General features: G+C 46.9%; 13 protein-coding genes. All 13 read left to right on the top strand.

Features of this window, described 5'->3' with window-relative positions:
* The first annotated feature begins 5 nt into the window (after positions 1-5).
* Positions 6-950, top strand: coding sequence for a bifunctional riboflavin kinase/FAD synthetase (locus BMY78_RS07290; RefSeq protein WP_177185673.1), 945 nt, complete (start codon positions 6-8; stop codon positions 948-950).
* 158 nt (positions 951-1108) lie between these two features.
* Positions 1109-1378 carry a 30S ribosomal protein S15 gene (gene rpsO / locus BMY78_RS07295; RefSeq protein ID WP_056700672.1) on the top strand — a complete coding sequence of 90 codons (270 nt, stop codon included), beginning with the start codon at positions 1109-1111 and terminating at the stop codon, positions 1376-1378.
* Positions 1379-1630: 252 nt separating this feature from the next.
* On the top strand, positions 1631-3733 hold the full coding sequence (pnp, locus tag BMY78_RS07300; RefSeq protein ID WP_090896032.1) for a polyribonucleotide nucleotidyltransferase: 2103 nt from the start codon (positions 1631-1633) through the stop codon (positions 3731-3733).
* Between the two features lie 222 nt (positions 3734-3955).
* Positions 3956-4951: a polysaccharide deacetylase family protein gene (locus tag BMY78_RS07305; protein ID WP_256221979.1), complete on the top strand. Its 996-nt coding sequence runs from the start codon at positions 3956-3958 to the stop codon at positions 4949-4951.
* Positions 4952-5049: 98 nt separating this feature from the next.
* Entirely contained in the window at positions 5050-6333 is a 1284-nt protein-coding gene (locus BMY78_RS07310) for a M16 family metallopeptidase (protein ID WP_090896036.1), read from the top strand.
* The gene (gene dut, locus BMY78_RS07315; protein ID WP_170867769.1) at positions 6293-6739 is read left to right on the top strand and encodes a dUTP diphosphatase; all 447 of its coding nucleotides are present in this window, start codon (positions 6293-6295) and stop codon (positions 6737-6739) included. The genes BMY78_RS07310 and dut overlap by 41 nt, the downstream gene beginning before the upstream one ends.
* A gap of 228 nt (positions 6740-6967) precedes the next feature.
* The gene (dpsA, locus tag BMY78_RS07320; protein ID WP_090896038.1) at positions 6968-7867 is read left to right on the top strand and encodes a dipicolinate synthase subunit DpsA; all 900 of its coding nucleotides are present in this window, start codon (positions 6968-6970) and stop codon (positions 7865-7867) included.
* On the top strand, positions 7864-8460 hold the full coding sequence (locus tag BMY78_RS07325) for a dipicolinate synthase subunit B (protein WP_090896042.1): 597 nt from the start codon (positions 7864-7866) through the stop codon (positions 8458-8460). The genes dpsA and BMY78_RS07325 overlap by 4 nt, the downstream gene beginning before the upstream one ends.
* Before the next feature lie 423 nt (positions 8461-8883).
* Positions 8884-10101 (top strand): aspartate kinase, encoded by a 1218-nt coding sequence (dapG, locus tag BMY78_RS07330; RefSeq protein WP_063566369.1) that lies wholly within the window; start codon positions 8884-8886, stop codon positions 10099-10101.
* Between the two features lie 47 nt (positions 10102-10148).
* Positions 10149-11030: a 4-hydroxy-tetrahydrodipicolinate synthase gene (dapA, locus tag BMY78_RS07335; protein ID WP_090896047.1), complete on the top strand. Its 882-nt coding sequence runs from the start codon at positions 10149-10151 to the stop codon at positions 11028-11030.
* A 472-nt stretch (positions 11031-11502) separates the two neighbouring features.
* The gene (locus tag BMY78_RS07340) at positions 11503-13182 is read left to right on the top strand and encodes a ribonuclease J (protein ID WP_090896050.1); all 1680 of its coding nucleotides are present in this window, start codon (positions 11503-11505) and stop codon (positions 13180-13182) included.
* Between the two features lie 214 nt (positions 13183-13396).
* Positions 13397-14170, top strand: a complete 774-nt coding sequence (locus tag BMY78_RS07345) for a ClpP family protease (RefSeq protein ID WP_371129122.1) — start codon at positions 13397-13399, stop codon at positions 14168-14170.
* Positions 14167-14397: a YlzJ-like family protein gene (locus BMY78_RS07350; RefSeq protein ID WP_090896053.1), complete on the top strand. Its 231-nt coding sequence runs from the start codon at positions 14167-14169 to the stop codon at positions 14395-14397. Before BMY78_RS07345 ends, BMY78_RS07350 begins: the two co-directional genes overlap by 4 nt.
* Positions 14398-14437: the final 40 nt, after the last annotated feature.

Genomic DNA, 14437 nt, shown 5'->3' on the forward strand with positions numbered 1-14437 from the left:
GGTGAATGATTGTGAAAACCGTAATGCTAACCTATCCGCAGACGTTACAATCGGCTGTTCAGGGCACACATCCCCAAGTGCTTGCGATCGGTCAATTTGACGGGCTGCATCTCGGACATGCAAGTGTCATTTTGTCAGCTGTCCGCATTGCACGCGAAACGGGCATGCAGGCAGCGGTGATGACCTTTCATCCTCATCCGAAGGAAGTTATGCGCAAAGGGGATTACGAGGGTTATCTAACTCCCTTGAGAGATAAAGAAGACATCCTGGCAGGGATGGGTGTAGACGTACTTTATGTGGTTGAATTCAATGAGGAGTTCTCAAAATTGACGCCGCAGCAGTTTGCACATGATCTGCTGCTTCCGCTTCAGACTCGAACAGCGGTCGTTGGTTTTGACTTCCGCTTCGGTCACAAGGGAGCAGGGGATGAGCAGCTTCTTCGCACATTGGGAGAAGGCGAAATGACGGTGGAAACTGTACCTCCATTCCTGTTAAATGGTGAGAAGGTAAGCAGTTCTCTCATTCGTGGCCTATTGAAACGTGGAGAAATGGACGAAGCCAGCCAATGGCTCGGCCGACCTTACAGCATCAGGGGAATTGTAATTCATGGAGAGAAACGTGGGCGGACCATTGGTTTTCCTACCGCTAACCTTGAACTTACGGATCATTATGTTACGCCAGCGAAAGGCGTTTACGCTGTTCGTGTGCAGTATGGGGAGCAGGAACTGCGTGGCGTTATGAACCTTGGTGTGAAACCTACCTTTCACGAAAACGGGATGAAACCTACGTTTGAGGTGCACTTGCTTGATTTTGATGGGCAGATATATGACCAGGAATTAAAGGTTGATCTCGTTCACTACATTCGTGCAGAGCGAAAATTTGACTCTATTGATGCTTTGATCAGTCAGATTCGTGAAGATGCATTAACCGCCGCCCGCCTGTTAACCTAAGGCTCAGGACAAAATACATGTTTACATTTACTTTGTCTGGGCAACTATGATATAATGTACTACGTTGTCGATTGAGACAACAATAACCTTGGCTTGGTTACTTGCTCTCACCGGCGGTGACGAGGCTAATGGCGATTATAATGAAGGAGGTGAATAGGATGGCATTGACTCAAGAACGTAAACAACAACTGATCGACGAGCACAAAACTCATGAGTCCGATACTGGATCACCTGAGGTGCAAGTTGCTATCCTTACGGAAAACATCAGAAGTTTGACAGACCACTTGCGTACGCATAAGAAAGACCACCACTCACGTCGTGGACTTTTGAAAATGGTAGGTCAACGTCGTAAGCTTTTGGCTTACGTGAAAAACAAAGATGTTAAACGTTACAGCGCACTGATCGAAAAACTCGGATTGCGTCGTTAATTATCGTACATGTTTTCAAAATCAACCTGGCTGTTATCCGTCATTCCTTTGTCTAAAAGGACAAGCGGAGCTTACAGCCGGGTTGTTTTGTAGATGAACATGTTGCCATATATTTGTAGCTGATGGCTCCGCAAGGAGCTTTTGTTTTGCAAGTGAGCATGTTGCTGTGGAGTTAATGAATACAGGACAAGCAGGAAATACTGTGAAAATGCAGAATCCATTGTGTTAGGAACGAATAAAAGGAGGGATTTCATGGAACAGCGTGTTGAAATGCAGCTTGGTGGAAGAACGCTTACGCTTGAAACAGGGCGTTTGGCCAAGCAGGCTAATGCTGCCGTTAAGGTAACGTACGGGGATACCGTTGTATTGTGTACCGTGACAGCATCAAGTGAGCCTAAAGATCTGGACTTTTTCCCATTAACGGTAAACTATGAAGAAAGATTGTATGCCGTAGGTAAAATCCCAGGTGGATTTATTAAACGTGAAGGCAGACCAAGTGAGAAAGCAATTCTTTCGAGCCGTTTGACAGACCGTCCAATCCGTCCTTTGTTCCCGGAAGGTTTCCGGAATGATGTACAAGTACTTAATATCGTTATGAGTGTGGATCAGGACTGCGAACCGCAAATTGCTGCCATGATCGGTACATCGGCTGCACTGAGCATTTCGGATGTTCCATTTAGCGGACCGATTGGTGGCGTGAAAGTTGGACGTATTAATGGTGAGTTCATCATTAACCCAACGATTGCACAGCTTGAGGTAAGTGAGATTGAACTGGTTGTTGCAGGAACCAAAGATGCCATCATGATGGTTGAAGCGGAAGCGAACGAAGTTCCGGAAGAAATCATGCTTGAAGCAATCATGTTCGGACATGACGAGATCAAGAACATTGTTGCAGTCATTGAACAACTCGTACAAGTGGCTGGTAAAGAAAAAATGGCTGTGAAATTGCATGCCGTTAATGCTGAAGTGAACAGCAGTGTACGTGAGTTCGCCAGTGCTCGTCTGGTTGAAGCGGTTAAAATTGCTGAGAAACATGCGCGTCAGGATGCAATCGATGCCGTGAATGACGAAACCGTTGCTCACTTCGAAGAGAAGTATATTGAGACTCCAGAACTGCTCAAAGATGTGAAAGAAGTGCTGCACGATATCGTTAAAGAAGAAGTGCGTCGTCTTATCACACATGATAAAGTTCGTCCGGATGGACGTGGACTCGCTGAGATCCGTCCAATTGAATGTGATACTTCCCTGCTGCCACGTACTCACGGTTCAGGTCTGTTCACTCGTGGACAAACACAGGCGCTCAGCGTTTGTACTCTTGGTGCACTGGGTGATGTTCAGATTTTGGACGGAATCAGTCTTGAAGAAACGAAACGTTTCATGCATCACTACAACTTCCCACCGTTCAGCGTAGGTGAAGCTCGTCCATTGCGTGCTCCAGGTCGTCGCGAAATCGGACATGGTGCTCTGGGTGAGCGTGCTCTTTCCAAAGTAATTCCTTCCGAAACAGACTTCCCATACACGATTCGTCTGGTATCCGAAGTATTGGAATCGAACGGTTCAACTTCCCAGGCAAGTATCTGTGCCAGCACATTGGCTATGATGGATGCAGGTGTACCAATTAAAGCTCCAGTAGCTGGTGTAGCTATGGGTCTGATTAAAGACGGAGATCATGTATCCATCCTGAGCGATATTCAAGGTATGGAAGATCACCTCGGTGACATGGACTTCAAAGTAGCAGGAACACCTGATGGTGTAACAGCTATTCAAATGGACATCAAAATTGATGGTATTGATCGTCAAATTTTGTCCGAAGCATTGGCTCAAGCCAAAGAAGGTCGTATGCACATCTTGAGCAAAATGACCGAAGTGATGAAAACTCCACGTGAGCAGTTGTCACAATATGCGCCTAAAATTACAACCATGCATATCAATCCGGACAAAATCCGTGATGTTATCGGTGCAGGTGGTAAAATTATCAACAAAATCATCGAGGAAACCGGTGTTAAAATTGATATTGAACAGGATGGACGTGTCTTTATCGCCTCTTCAAACCAAGAGATGAATGATAAAGCCAAATCGATCATCGAGGGCATTGTGCGTGAAGTACTGGTCGGCGAGATCTATGTAGGTAAAGTAAAACGTGTTGAGAAGTTTGGTGCTTTCGTTGAGGTGCTGCCGAACAAAGAAGGTCTGGTACACATCTCACAATTGTCTACAGAGCGTGTTGCTAAAGTGGAGGATGTTGTTGCCATTGGTGATTCCATTACGGTAAAAGTAACGGAAATTGACCCTCAAGGCCGTATCAACTTGTCCCGCAAAGCCGTATTAACTGCTGAAGCTCCGGCTCAATCATAGAATGCGTGCCAACTTTTTTATGAAAAGATAGATTGAATGAAGAGACAGAATGTGAATTTCTGGCTCTTTTTTTAACGTTTAAATACGTATATATAATGGGTTGACTACAGATAAAGCCAATGAATCCAGCTTTGAAGATAGTTAACATGAACAGCTTGTTTTATTCATATTCTTGCTCTTGTCCTCATATGATGGGGACAAAGACGGCGGGAGGATGGAGCTGTGGGAAACCAATCCAAAAAGCTGGCGGCTGTTCTGGTGGGTATGGCAGCTGTCATACTGATCGGACAAGTGGGCAGTGTACGTACATACATTACGGAAATCCGTGATGGACCAGGCACGCAAAATGCATTTGATATGTTCAAAGAGGCAACCGGAGAAGAGCAGCTGTTGTCGGCGATCCGGGATAAAGCGGCCGAAACGAAAATCGCTCCGGTAAATGCCAGAGTGGATCGGGTCTGGAAAGCAATACCCGGGTATAACGGACTAGAGATTGATGTGGAAGCTACGTATCGCAAAGCACTTGGTGGAACGCTGAATACCAAGATAGCGTATGTCTATCGGCAGACTGTACCTGAAATCCAGCTTAAGGATTTGGGTGCACACCCGATTTACCGGGGAAATGCAGAGAAACCAATGGTGTCTTTCATGATTAATGTTGCGTGGGGCAATGAATTCATTATCCCGATGCTAGATACGCTGGATGCCGAAAAAGTTAAAGCTACTTTTTTTCTGGATGGAAGCTGGTTGAGCAAAAATGAGGAACTGGCCAAGGAAATCCAAAAGCGTGGACATGAGTTATCAAATCATGCTTACTCACATCCGAATATGAGTCAGTTGAGTAAGGAGCGGGCGAAGCTGGAAATCAGTAAAACCCAGGACCTGCTCAGAGAAAAGCTGGGTGTAGAGAACCACTGGTTTGCTCCACCTTCCGGTGATTTTAATCAACAGACGGTTGACATTGCTTCCGGCATGGGACTACAAACGGTGCTTTGGACATTGGATACCGTAGATTGGCGCAAACCAAGTTCTGATTCGGTTGTAGCCAAAATTGCCAAAAACGTAGAAGCCGGTACATTAATTCTGATGCACCCCACGGCTGCCTCTTCAGGAGCTTTAAAAGGAATGATTGATTCCATAGGGGCCAAGGGTTTGACGCTTGGAACCGTTAGCGAAACGTTGTCATCGGAGCGGGTGCAGGGTTCAGCGGTTGAGTGAATGATGTTTTTTTGTTACTATCAAACAGTTGGAACCAAATGTCGATTTCAACTTGACGTTGAAATCCAGGCAATTATAGAGATGTAGGAGGGCCAACCGTGAAAAAAATTCAGCTGGGCAATGGCCTCAGAGTTGTCATGGAACAGATTCCGACCTGTCGTTCCGTGTCATTTGGAATATGGGTCAAGACAGGTTCTCGCAATGAGCAGCCTGTAAACAACGGCGTGTCCCATTTTATTGAGCACATGCTGTTCAAGGGAACGGATCGTTATGATGCCAAGGCGATTGCGGAGCAATTCGATGCCATTGGTGGTAACGTGAATGCGTTCACTTCGAAAGAATACACTTGTTATTACGCCAAAGTATTGGATGAACATCTGCCAATAGCTGTCGATGTGCTGTCTGATATGTTTTTCCGCTCTAAAATGGATGATGGTGAACTGCTCAAGGAGAAAAATGTCATTCTGGAAGAAATATCGATGTATGAGGATACGCCGGATGACATGGTCCATGATCTTATGGCCTTGGCCGCTTATGGTGAGCATCCGCTCGCTTATCCGATTCTGGGTACCGAGGAGCGCCTCAAGGCGATGGACTCCAGCCATTTGCGTGCATATATGAAAGAGCACTACACGATTGAGAATACCGTTATTAGTATCGCAGGTAACATTGATGACAGTGTGATCGATTTGATGGAAAAGCATTTTGGTGCTTTTGATGTCAACGGTGTAGCTGAACAGGTCACGCTGCCTGCATTCCAGAGCGGACAACTCTTTCACAAAAAGAAAACGGAACAGAATCATATCTGTATCTCGTTCCCGGGATGTAAGATCGGAGATCCGCTTCAGTTCGCGATGGTCGTGCTGAATAATGCGATTGGTGGAGGTATGAGCTCCAGACTGTTCCAGGAAATTCGGGAGAAACGTGGCCTTGCTTATTCCGTTTATTCGTATCATAGTTCCCATGCGGATAGTGGACTTTTCACCATCTATGCAGGTACAGCGCCGAAACAGACGAAGGAAGTTCTGGATCTGACCAAAGAGGTCCTACACGATCTGGCTGTAAATGGGTTGTCTGAAGATGAGCTGCGTAAAGGAAAAGAACAGCTGAAAGGCAGTCTGATCCTCAGTTTGGAAAGTACGGGAAGCCGGATGAACCGTTTGGGCAAAAACGAGCTGATGCTGGGCAGACATCACACGCTGGACGAAATGATTGCCAAAATTGAAGAAGTGACGATGGACGATGTCGATGCTGTGCTGGACCTGATGTTTGCTGAGCCATTTGCTCTCGCTATGGTCGGTGCTTCGGATCGTACCATCGCTGGATTAAGAAGGGATGATTTTGTTGCATTACGTTCAAATTCAAAAGTTACCGGGCAATGAAGATATTAAGTTGCCTCAAAAAATGTCAGAGTTGGCCTCCGGCTTTGATGTAGTTGCGGCATTGCAGGAAGAGGTTGTATTGCAGCCGGGACAGCGCACGTTGATTCCTACGGGACTCGCGATGGCGATGCCCGCTGGATTGGAGGCACAGGTTCGCCCTCGCAGCGGTCTGGCTTTCAAACACGGAATTACTTGTCTGAACACACCAGGTACCATTGATGCCGATTATCGCGGTGAGGTTAAGGTCCTTTTGATTAATCTGGGTCAGGAGCCATTCACGATTGTACGTGGGGAGCGCATTGCCCAAATCGTCTTTCAAACCGTTCCAGCAGTTGAATTAACCGAGGTCGCTGAACTGTCGGAAACTGTACGTGGAGAAGGCGGATTCGGTCACACCGGAAAATAAAGGTTCTGAAACTACACTGTAAATAAGGAGCATCTTCAGCAATAAGAGCTTCACAGTTTAATTTACTGAGCATGTTCTCGAAGAGTCGTCCCCACGGGGGCGGCTCTTTTTCTTTTGTTTGAACGATAGAACCAATGTTTCTTTGCCTGCTTCAATTTTATTGTTTCACCCCCCTGTGGGCCACTGCATACGATAAGGCATACATGTGGTGAAAGGAGTGACGTCCCGATGCTGACCGGTGTCCGGATTATAGTCCTGGGCGGAGATGCGCGGCAGCTTGAAGTCATTCAAAAGTGCGCAGAGCTGGATGCTACGGTAAGTGTGGTTGGCTTCGATAAGCTGGAGCGTTCCATTCCGGGTATCGAACACCAGGAATTGGAGGACGATGTGCTTGCTTCGGCAGATGTGCTGGTGCTTCCTGTAGTTGGGTGTGACGATGAGGGGAAAGTAAGCACTTCGTTCAGTGATACACCGCTTTTTTTGAAAAAGGAACATGTTGCGGCATTGCCGGAGCATTGTATTGTGTTCACGGGTATGGCGAAGCCTTTTTTACGTGATTTGTGCCGGGAAAATGGTCTGCGACTTGTTGAAGTGCTCGATCGTGATGATATCGCGCTCTACAACTCCATTCCGACAGCCGAAGGCGCTATTGCCATGGCGATTCGGGAGACGGACTTCACGATCCACGGCTCGGAATGTATAGTGCTTGGCTTGGGTCGAACAGGTTTCACAATGGCCAAAACGCTTCAGGGACTTGGGGCAAATGTACGGGTGGGAATCAGGCAAGAAGAGGATGCTGCTCGAGCAGCCATAATGGGCTGGAAGCCTTTTATGACAACGGATTTGGCCGCTCAAACCGGGGAAGTTGACTTGCTTTTTAATACGATACCGACTATGATAATCACAGCACAAATCCTGTCCAAAATGCCGCAAAAAGCAGTCATTATCGACCTCGCATCCGCTCCTGGCGGCTGTGATTTCAGGTATGCCGAAAAGCGCGGTATCAAAGCGCTGCTTGCGCCTGGCCTCCCCGGCATTGTTGCTCCCAAAACGGCTGGCGGCATTATTGCCGACGTGTTAATCCGTTTGCTTTTGGAAGAACAAAACGCACGGGAGGTTGAACAATGAACTGGCAGGGAAAAACGGTAGGTTACGCAATTACAGGTTCTCATTGTACGTTTGAAGAGGTTATGCCGGTGATTAGCCGCTTCGTGGCCGAAGGTGCCAATGTTGTCCCGATTATATCCAACTCGGTTCTGACTACGGATACACGCTTTGGGACCGCGCAAAATTGGCAAAAACAGTTGAAAGATATAACGGGGAATGATATCATTTCTACAATTGTTGAGGCAGAGCCGTTAGGTCCTTCCAAGCTGCTCGATGTGCTCGTCATTGCTCCATGCACAGGGAACACGACGAGCAAGCTGGCTAACGCGATGACGGACAGTCCGGTTTTAATGGCAGCCAAAGCTCAGATGCGAAATCAGCGTCCGCTTGTACTCGCCATTTCCACCAATGACGGTCTCGGGTTGAATGCGGCGAACATCGCCAAACTGCTGGTGGCCAAACATGTGTATTTTGTGCCATTTGGGCAGGATGATCCGGTGAAAAAACCGAATTCGTTAGTGGCGAAAATGGAGCTGATTCCGGAGGCATGCTGGAGTGCGCTTGAAGGCAAACAGTTGCAGCCAATGATTGTGCAGCGTTCTGCACAGGCTTGATGTTTATTGGGTCCGCCGTAACATCTGTTTGTTTTCAGACAGGGTTCTGAACAGACTTAGTTTCGGGGATAACGGTTATACGCTTGAAGAAATGAAGATGGTTCGAGAGACAAAGAAAATCATGAGGGACGTTATGCTGGCATAAACAGCTACCTGTGTCCACGTTCCTTTCATAAAAGGGAATTCCTGCTTGCAATGATGAAGTCAGGCAAGCGGGATCAGTGCACGGGGAACGTGTGCGTCATGATCTCGATAACAACCGCGGCCTTCATCCGGGATTGTTTCCAACAATCTTTGATGAGGAGCGGCATGAAATGCCGTATAAATAGCTGAAATTATCGCATCGGAACGCTCCCTAGGGTGATCCATTTGTTGATTTGACCCGTGTCCAGTCTTCTTGCGTACACAAATGGAGGAATAAAGATGCGCATCATGGTACAGAAATTCGGAGGTACGTCTCTCTCTACCGTTCAGGCGAGAGAGCATGTGCTCCGTCATGTTAAACGTGAACTTGAAGCAGGATTGAGTCTGGTTATCGTTGTGTCAGCGATGGGCCGCCGCGGCGAGCCTTATGCTACGGATACGTTACTGGACTGGGCTGCACAGAACGGAAATGCACTATCTGCACGCGAAAAGGATTTACTGCTGTGCTGTGGTGAAATTATATCTGCGACGACTTTGAGCAGTCTACTTGAACATGAAGGCATTCCAACTACAGTGCTGACCGGTGCACAAGCAGGTTTTGTGACGGACGACAATTTCGGGAATGCCCGAATTTTGGATGTCCGTCCTGTTCGTGTGCTGGAGCAGCTTCAGAGTGGGCGTGTTGTCATTGTCACAGGATTCCAGGGGCAGACCGAGAACGGGGACTTTACAACGCTTGGTCGTGGAGGAAGCGATACGTCAGCTACAGCACTTGGTGCAGCATTACACGCTGAGATGGTTGACATATACACGGATGTAAATGGGATATTGACAGCAGATCCACGTATCGTGGAGGACGCTCGTCCTTTGACTGTTGTAAGTTATGCCGAGATATGTAATATGGCCCATCAAGGAGCCAAGGTAATTCACCCGCGTGCAGTCGAGATTGCCATGCAATCCCAGATTCCAGTGCGTGTCCGGTCTACCTTTGCAGATAGTGAAGGGACGCTGGTTACGCATCCAGAAGGATTCCAGGATGTGCAGACAGGCATTGTCGACCGATATGTAACAGGGATTGCCTATGTAAGTAATGTTACGCAAATAACGGTAGAAGTGCCGGGCGGTGCAGATCGCTTGCAGCTGAAAGTGTTCAAAACGATGGCTGAAAATTCGATTAGCGTCGATTTTATTAATGTTACCCCCCTGGGAGTTGTCTATACCGTTTTTGATAGTGATTCCGAGAAAGCCATTCAGGTATTGCAGGAGATTGGTCTTAAACCGCAAAGTCTTTCCGGCTGTGCCAAAGTTTCCGTCATCGGCGGAGGGATCAACGGAGTGCCAGGCATTATGGCACGGATCGTGGAATCCTTGACACTGGCGGATATTCAGATCCTGCAATCTGCAGATTCCAATACAACGATTTGGGTACTTGTGAAAAAAGAAGATATGGTTCAAGCTCTGAGGGCGCTTCATGCCTCATTCGAACTTCACTTGTAGTACTTTGAAGTCAGCGGAGCCGGGCCTGTTTTGAAGGAGGAATCGAATTGGACTTTGGAAGATTGATTACAGCAATGGTCACTCCGTTTAACGAACAAGGGGAGATCCATTTGGAGGAAACTGCACGTCTAATAGACTATTTGATTGAAGATCAAAAGTCAGAGACGCTCGTTATTTCTGGAACAACTGGAGAATCTCCCACGCTTAGCGACAAAGAAAAAGTAGAGCTATTCGAATTCGCAGTAAAACATGCGGCTGGACGGTGCAAAATCATTGCTGGAACGGGTAGCAATAACACCGCTCATTCCATCCATCTGACTCAGGACGCTGAACGTGCTGGTGTAGATGGCGTTTTGCTGGTTGTTCCTTATTACAACAAACCCAGTCAAGAGGGAATGTTTAGACACTTTGAAGCGATTGCGAACGCGACGAAACTGCCAGTTATGTTGTATAACGTTCCTGGACGTACGGCAGCCAGTCTTTCAGCTGCAACAACGCTTCGTTTGGCACAGATTCCTAACATTGTTGCTACGAAGGAATGTGTTTCTTTGGAGCAAGTCACGCAGATTGCTGCTGGTGCACCGGGACATTTCAGGGTGTATTCCGGTGACGATGCTTCTGGTTTGCCAGCGATTGCTGTAGGTGCTTACGGGATCGTTAGTGTTGCCAGCCATGTGGTAGGCGCTGAGATGAAAGAAATGATTGATGCCTACTTCGGTGGTGCACCTGTACAGGCGGCTCAGATCCATCAGAAGCTCTTTCCGGTGTTTAAAGGTCTGTTCGAGTGCCCGCAGCCTTTACCGAACCCTGTAGCGGTGAAATACGCTCTCACATTGCGCGGTCTGAATGTCGGATCTGTACGCCTACCGCTTATAGCTGCAACAGAGGATGAGCAAGGTTTTATTCGTGGCTTGTTTAATTATCAATAATACGTTATTAAACGGGTTTGTGAATTTTTTATAAACCCATAGAAATTGCAGAAGAACCGCTCCTCGTTGAAGAGGAGGCGGTTCTTTTTTTTGACGATGATTGTTAGGTTTCTTTTCACAACTGGAGGCAAACGTAGAGGTTCACGAGAGAGTGACTTGTTTTTTTTGTTTTTAATCATGTATAATGATGTCAAGTGACTGGGTGCGGTATTTTTTTGAAATTGAAAGCGACATCGTTTCTCGGTGTAGCTTTGTGGTGAAAAAGGAAGGAACGGCTAAGGAGGATCATTTCAAAATCCATCTTGTTGGTGAAGGGGAATAACTTCGAAGAACTTCTTCCAAATATCGTGAATAAAGGTGCTCTTTTGCATTCATCCCTATTTACGGGCATGGGTGTGATGGACTGCTTTTCTTAACTTACAATAAAATAATAAGGTACGACGTCCAACTACCATAGGAGGTTTAGATTCATTTGTCTAAGAAAAATAACAACGATAAACTGATGATTTTTGCTTTGGGCGGCGTAGGCGAGATTGGTAAAAATATGTACGTCATCCAATACGCTAACGACATTGTAGTCGTAGATGCTGGTCTTAAATTCCCGGAAGAAGATATGCTTGGAATTGACATTGTCATTCCTGACATTTCTTATCTGACTGAAAACCGTGACAAAGTAAGAGGTATTATTTTGACTCACGGACATGAGGATCATATCGGTGGTCTGCCATATGTTCTGAAACACTTGAATGTTCCCGTTTACGGAACAAAGCTTACTCTCGGACTTGTGGAAAACAAGCTGAAAGAAGCCAATTTGCTGGGTGAAACAAAACGCATCCTGATTGATGCGGATTCCGAGATCCAACTCGGCTCTGTATTGAAAGCAACGTTCTTCGCTACTAACCATAGTATTCCGGACTCCGTCGGCGTATGTGTCGAAACACCGGAAGGCGCTGTTGTTCATACAGGTGACTTCAAATTTGACCACACTCCAGTCAATGGTCAATATGCAGATCTCCAGCGTATGGCACAAATCGGAACGAATGGCGTACTTGCCCTCTTGTCCGATAGTACTAACGCAGAGAAACCTGGATTTACACCTTCGGAGAAAAATGTGGGTATCGTTCTGGAAGATATCTTCCGTAAAGCAAGCCAACGTGTTGTTGTAGCAACGTTTGCTTCCAACGTACACCGGATTCAACAAGTTATCAATGCAGCTGAAGTAACTGGACGTAAAGTCGCAGTTATTGGACGCAGTATGGTAAATGTGGTGGGTATTGCTTCTGAACTGGGTTACCTTGAGATTCCAGACGGCATGATCATTGAGCCGGAAGAAGTAGGCAAAATGGCTGCTGACCGTGTAGTAATTCTCTGCACAGGTAGCCAAGGCGAGCCAATGTCAGCATTGACACGTATGGCTCGTTCCACTCATCGTAAGGTAGATATTCTGCCTGGGGATACAGTAATTATCGCGGCAACACCAGTTCCGGGTAATGAGAAATATGTAGGCCGTACGATTGACGAACTGTTCCGTTTGGGTGCCAATGTGCACTACAGCGGTGCAAACAGTGGCGTTCACGTATCCGGTCACGGTAGCCAGGAAGAGCTCAAGCTGATGCTTAACCTGATGAAACCGAAATACTTCCTGCCGATTCACGGTGAATTCCGTATGCAGCGCCGCCACGCGGTACTGGCTGAGTCTGTAGGTATTGATCCAGACAACATTTTTATTACGGATATCGGTGAAGTGGTAGAAATTCAAAACGGAGCTGCACGCAAGGCAGGTAAAGTTACTGCAGGTAACGTGTTAATCGACGGTTTGGGTGTAGGCGATGTAGGTAACATCGTATTGCGTGACCGTAAGTTGCTGTCACAGGATGGTATTCTGGTTGTCGTGGTAACACTGAGCAAACAGGATGGCAAAATTGTATCCGGTCCGGACATTATCTCTCGTGGATTTGTCTATGTACGCGAATCGGAAGGACTGCTTGATGAAGCCAATCGCATCGTCAGCAGCACATTGCAGAAGTTGATGAGTGAGAACGTTAACGAATGGGCTTCACTCAAAACGAATGTTAAAGATGCTCTCGGACGCTTCTTGTATGAGCAAACTCGTCGTAGACCGATGATTTTGCCAATCATTATGGAAGTTTAAAATAAATCAAACAAAAACATAAATTCAGGCACACAGTCGCCCCTTCTCTACGAGTAATATTGGACGGTTCCTCGTAGAGAAGGGGCTTTTTTTGTTGTTTTCTGGCCCAACACCAGATTCTGGAGAAATTGATGGTAATGGGGTATAAGTCAGCTGGAACATTCCCCATACTAAGGAAATACATTACATGTTTCTGGAGAAGGGGATTAATCGAATGAGTGAATACATGAAAAGCAAGCAAACACCCAAATCGGAACAACCGGGCACCGAGGCACCGGAAGTGCCGGCACAAGAGGAAAAGACCATGTCTCCGGTAACGGAGGCCATTCAGCAATTTGGACAAACGCAGTCACCTGCAGCTGAATCAAACATTTTCTGCATGACCATTATCGGTCAGGTGGAAGGGCATTTAATTTTACCACCGCAAAATAAAACAACAAAGTATGAGCACATCATTCCGCAGCTGGTTGCAGCAGAACAGAACCAGCGAATTGAAGGCATTTTGATCATTTTAAACACGGTAGGAGGAGATGTGGAGGCGGGTTTGGCTATTGCCGAAATGATTGCTTCACTTAGCAAACCTACCGTTACCGTCGTCATTGGAGGAGGACACAGCATTGGGGTTCCAATCGCGGTTGCTTCAACCTATTCCCTGATCGCGGGTAGTGCAACCATGACCATTCATCCGATCCGTATGAACGGACTCGTGATAGGCGTGCCTCAGACGTTTGAATATATGGAGAAGATGCAGGAACGTGTCGTAAGATTTGTTACGTCGCACTCCAATATCTCGGAAGAAATGTTCAAGGAATTGATGTTTAAGACCGGTGAACTCAACCGCGACATTGGAACAGCTGTGGGTAGCGCAGATGCGGTCAAATACGGATTAATGGATGCCGTAGGCGGGATAGGCCAGGCCATCGCCCAGTTGAATCAGCTTATAGGAGACAAAAGACAGACACTGCAGGCAGGGGGTTACACCCAATGACACTTTACACCGTGATGCCGCCTGAACTGCTGTGGTCAGGGATGTGGAATGAGGGAGAAGACACCCGGGAGATTAAGGTGAACGGATTATTGATGCAGGTCCGACCTGTTAATGAACAAGAGGCTGTCATTGTACGTTTGCTTGAATGCCCCTTGGAAGCTTATCTGAATCCAGCCAATATGCCCGGATCGATCGTTCCGCTTTCGGGTAACCCGGGACCAACATAACGCGACGAAATAAGACAAATTGAGAAGAAAAAGAACATAT

Origin of the sequence: Paenibacillus sp. OK076 (assembly GCF_900110055.1) — a bacterium.
In the GTDB taxonomy this organism is placed as follows: domain Bacteria; phylum Bacillota; class Bacilli; order Paenibacillales; family Paenibacillaceae; genus Paenibacillus.

Bases quoted from the DNA above. Each gene is read 5' to 3' on its own strand.
- BMY78_RS07350 (WP_090896053.1), top strand. From the start codon at position 14,167: ATGACACTTTACACCGTGATGCCGCCTGAACTGCTGTGGTCAGGGATG.
- BMY78_RS07325 (WP_090896042.1), top strand. From the start codon at position 7,864: ATGAACTGGCAGGGAAAAACGGTAGGTTACGCAATTACAGGTTCTCAT.
- BMY78_RS07290 (WP_177185673.1), top strand. From the start codon at position 6: ATGATTGTGAAAACCGTAATGCTAACCTATCCGCAGACGTTACAATCG.
- dpsA (WP_090896038.1), top strand. From the start codon at position 6,968: ATGCTGACCGGTGTCCGGATTATAGTCCTGGGCGGAGATGCGCGGCAG.
- dapG (WP_063566369.1), top strand. From the start codon at position 8,884: ATGCGCATCATGGTACAGAAATTCGGAGGTACGTCTCTCTCTACCGTT.
- pnp (WP_090896032.1), top strand. From the start codon at position 1,631: ATGGAACAGCGTGTTGAAATGCAGCTTGGTGGAAGAACGCTTACGCTT.
- BMY78_RS07345 (WP_371129122.1), top strand. From the start codon at position 13,397: ATGAGTGAATACATGAAAAGCAAGCAAACACCCAAATCGGAACAACCG.
- rpsO (WP_056700672.1), top strand. From the start codon at position 1,109: ATGGCATTGACTCAAGAACGTAAACAACAACTGATCGACGAGCACAAA.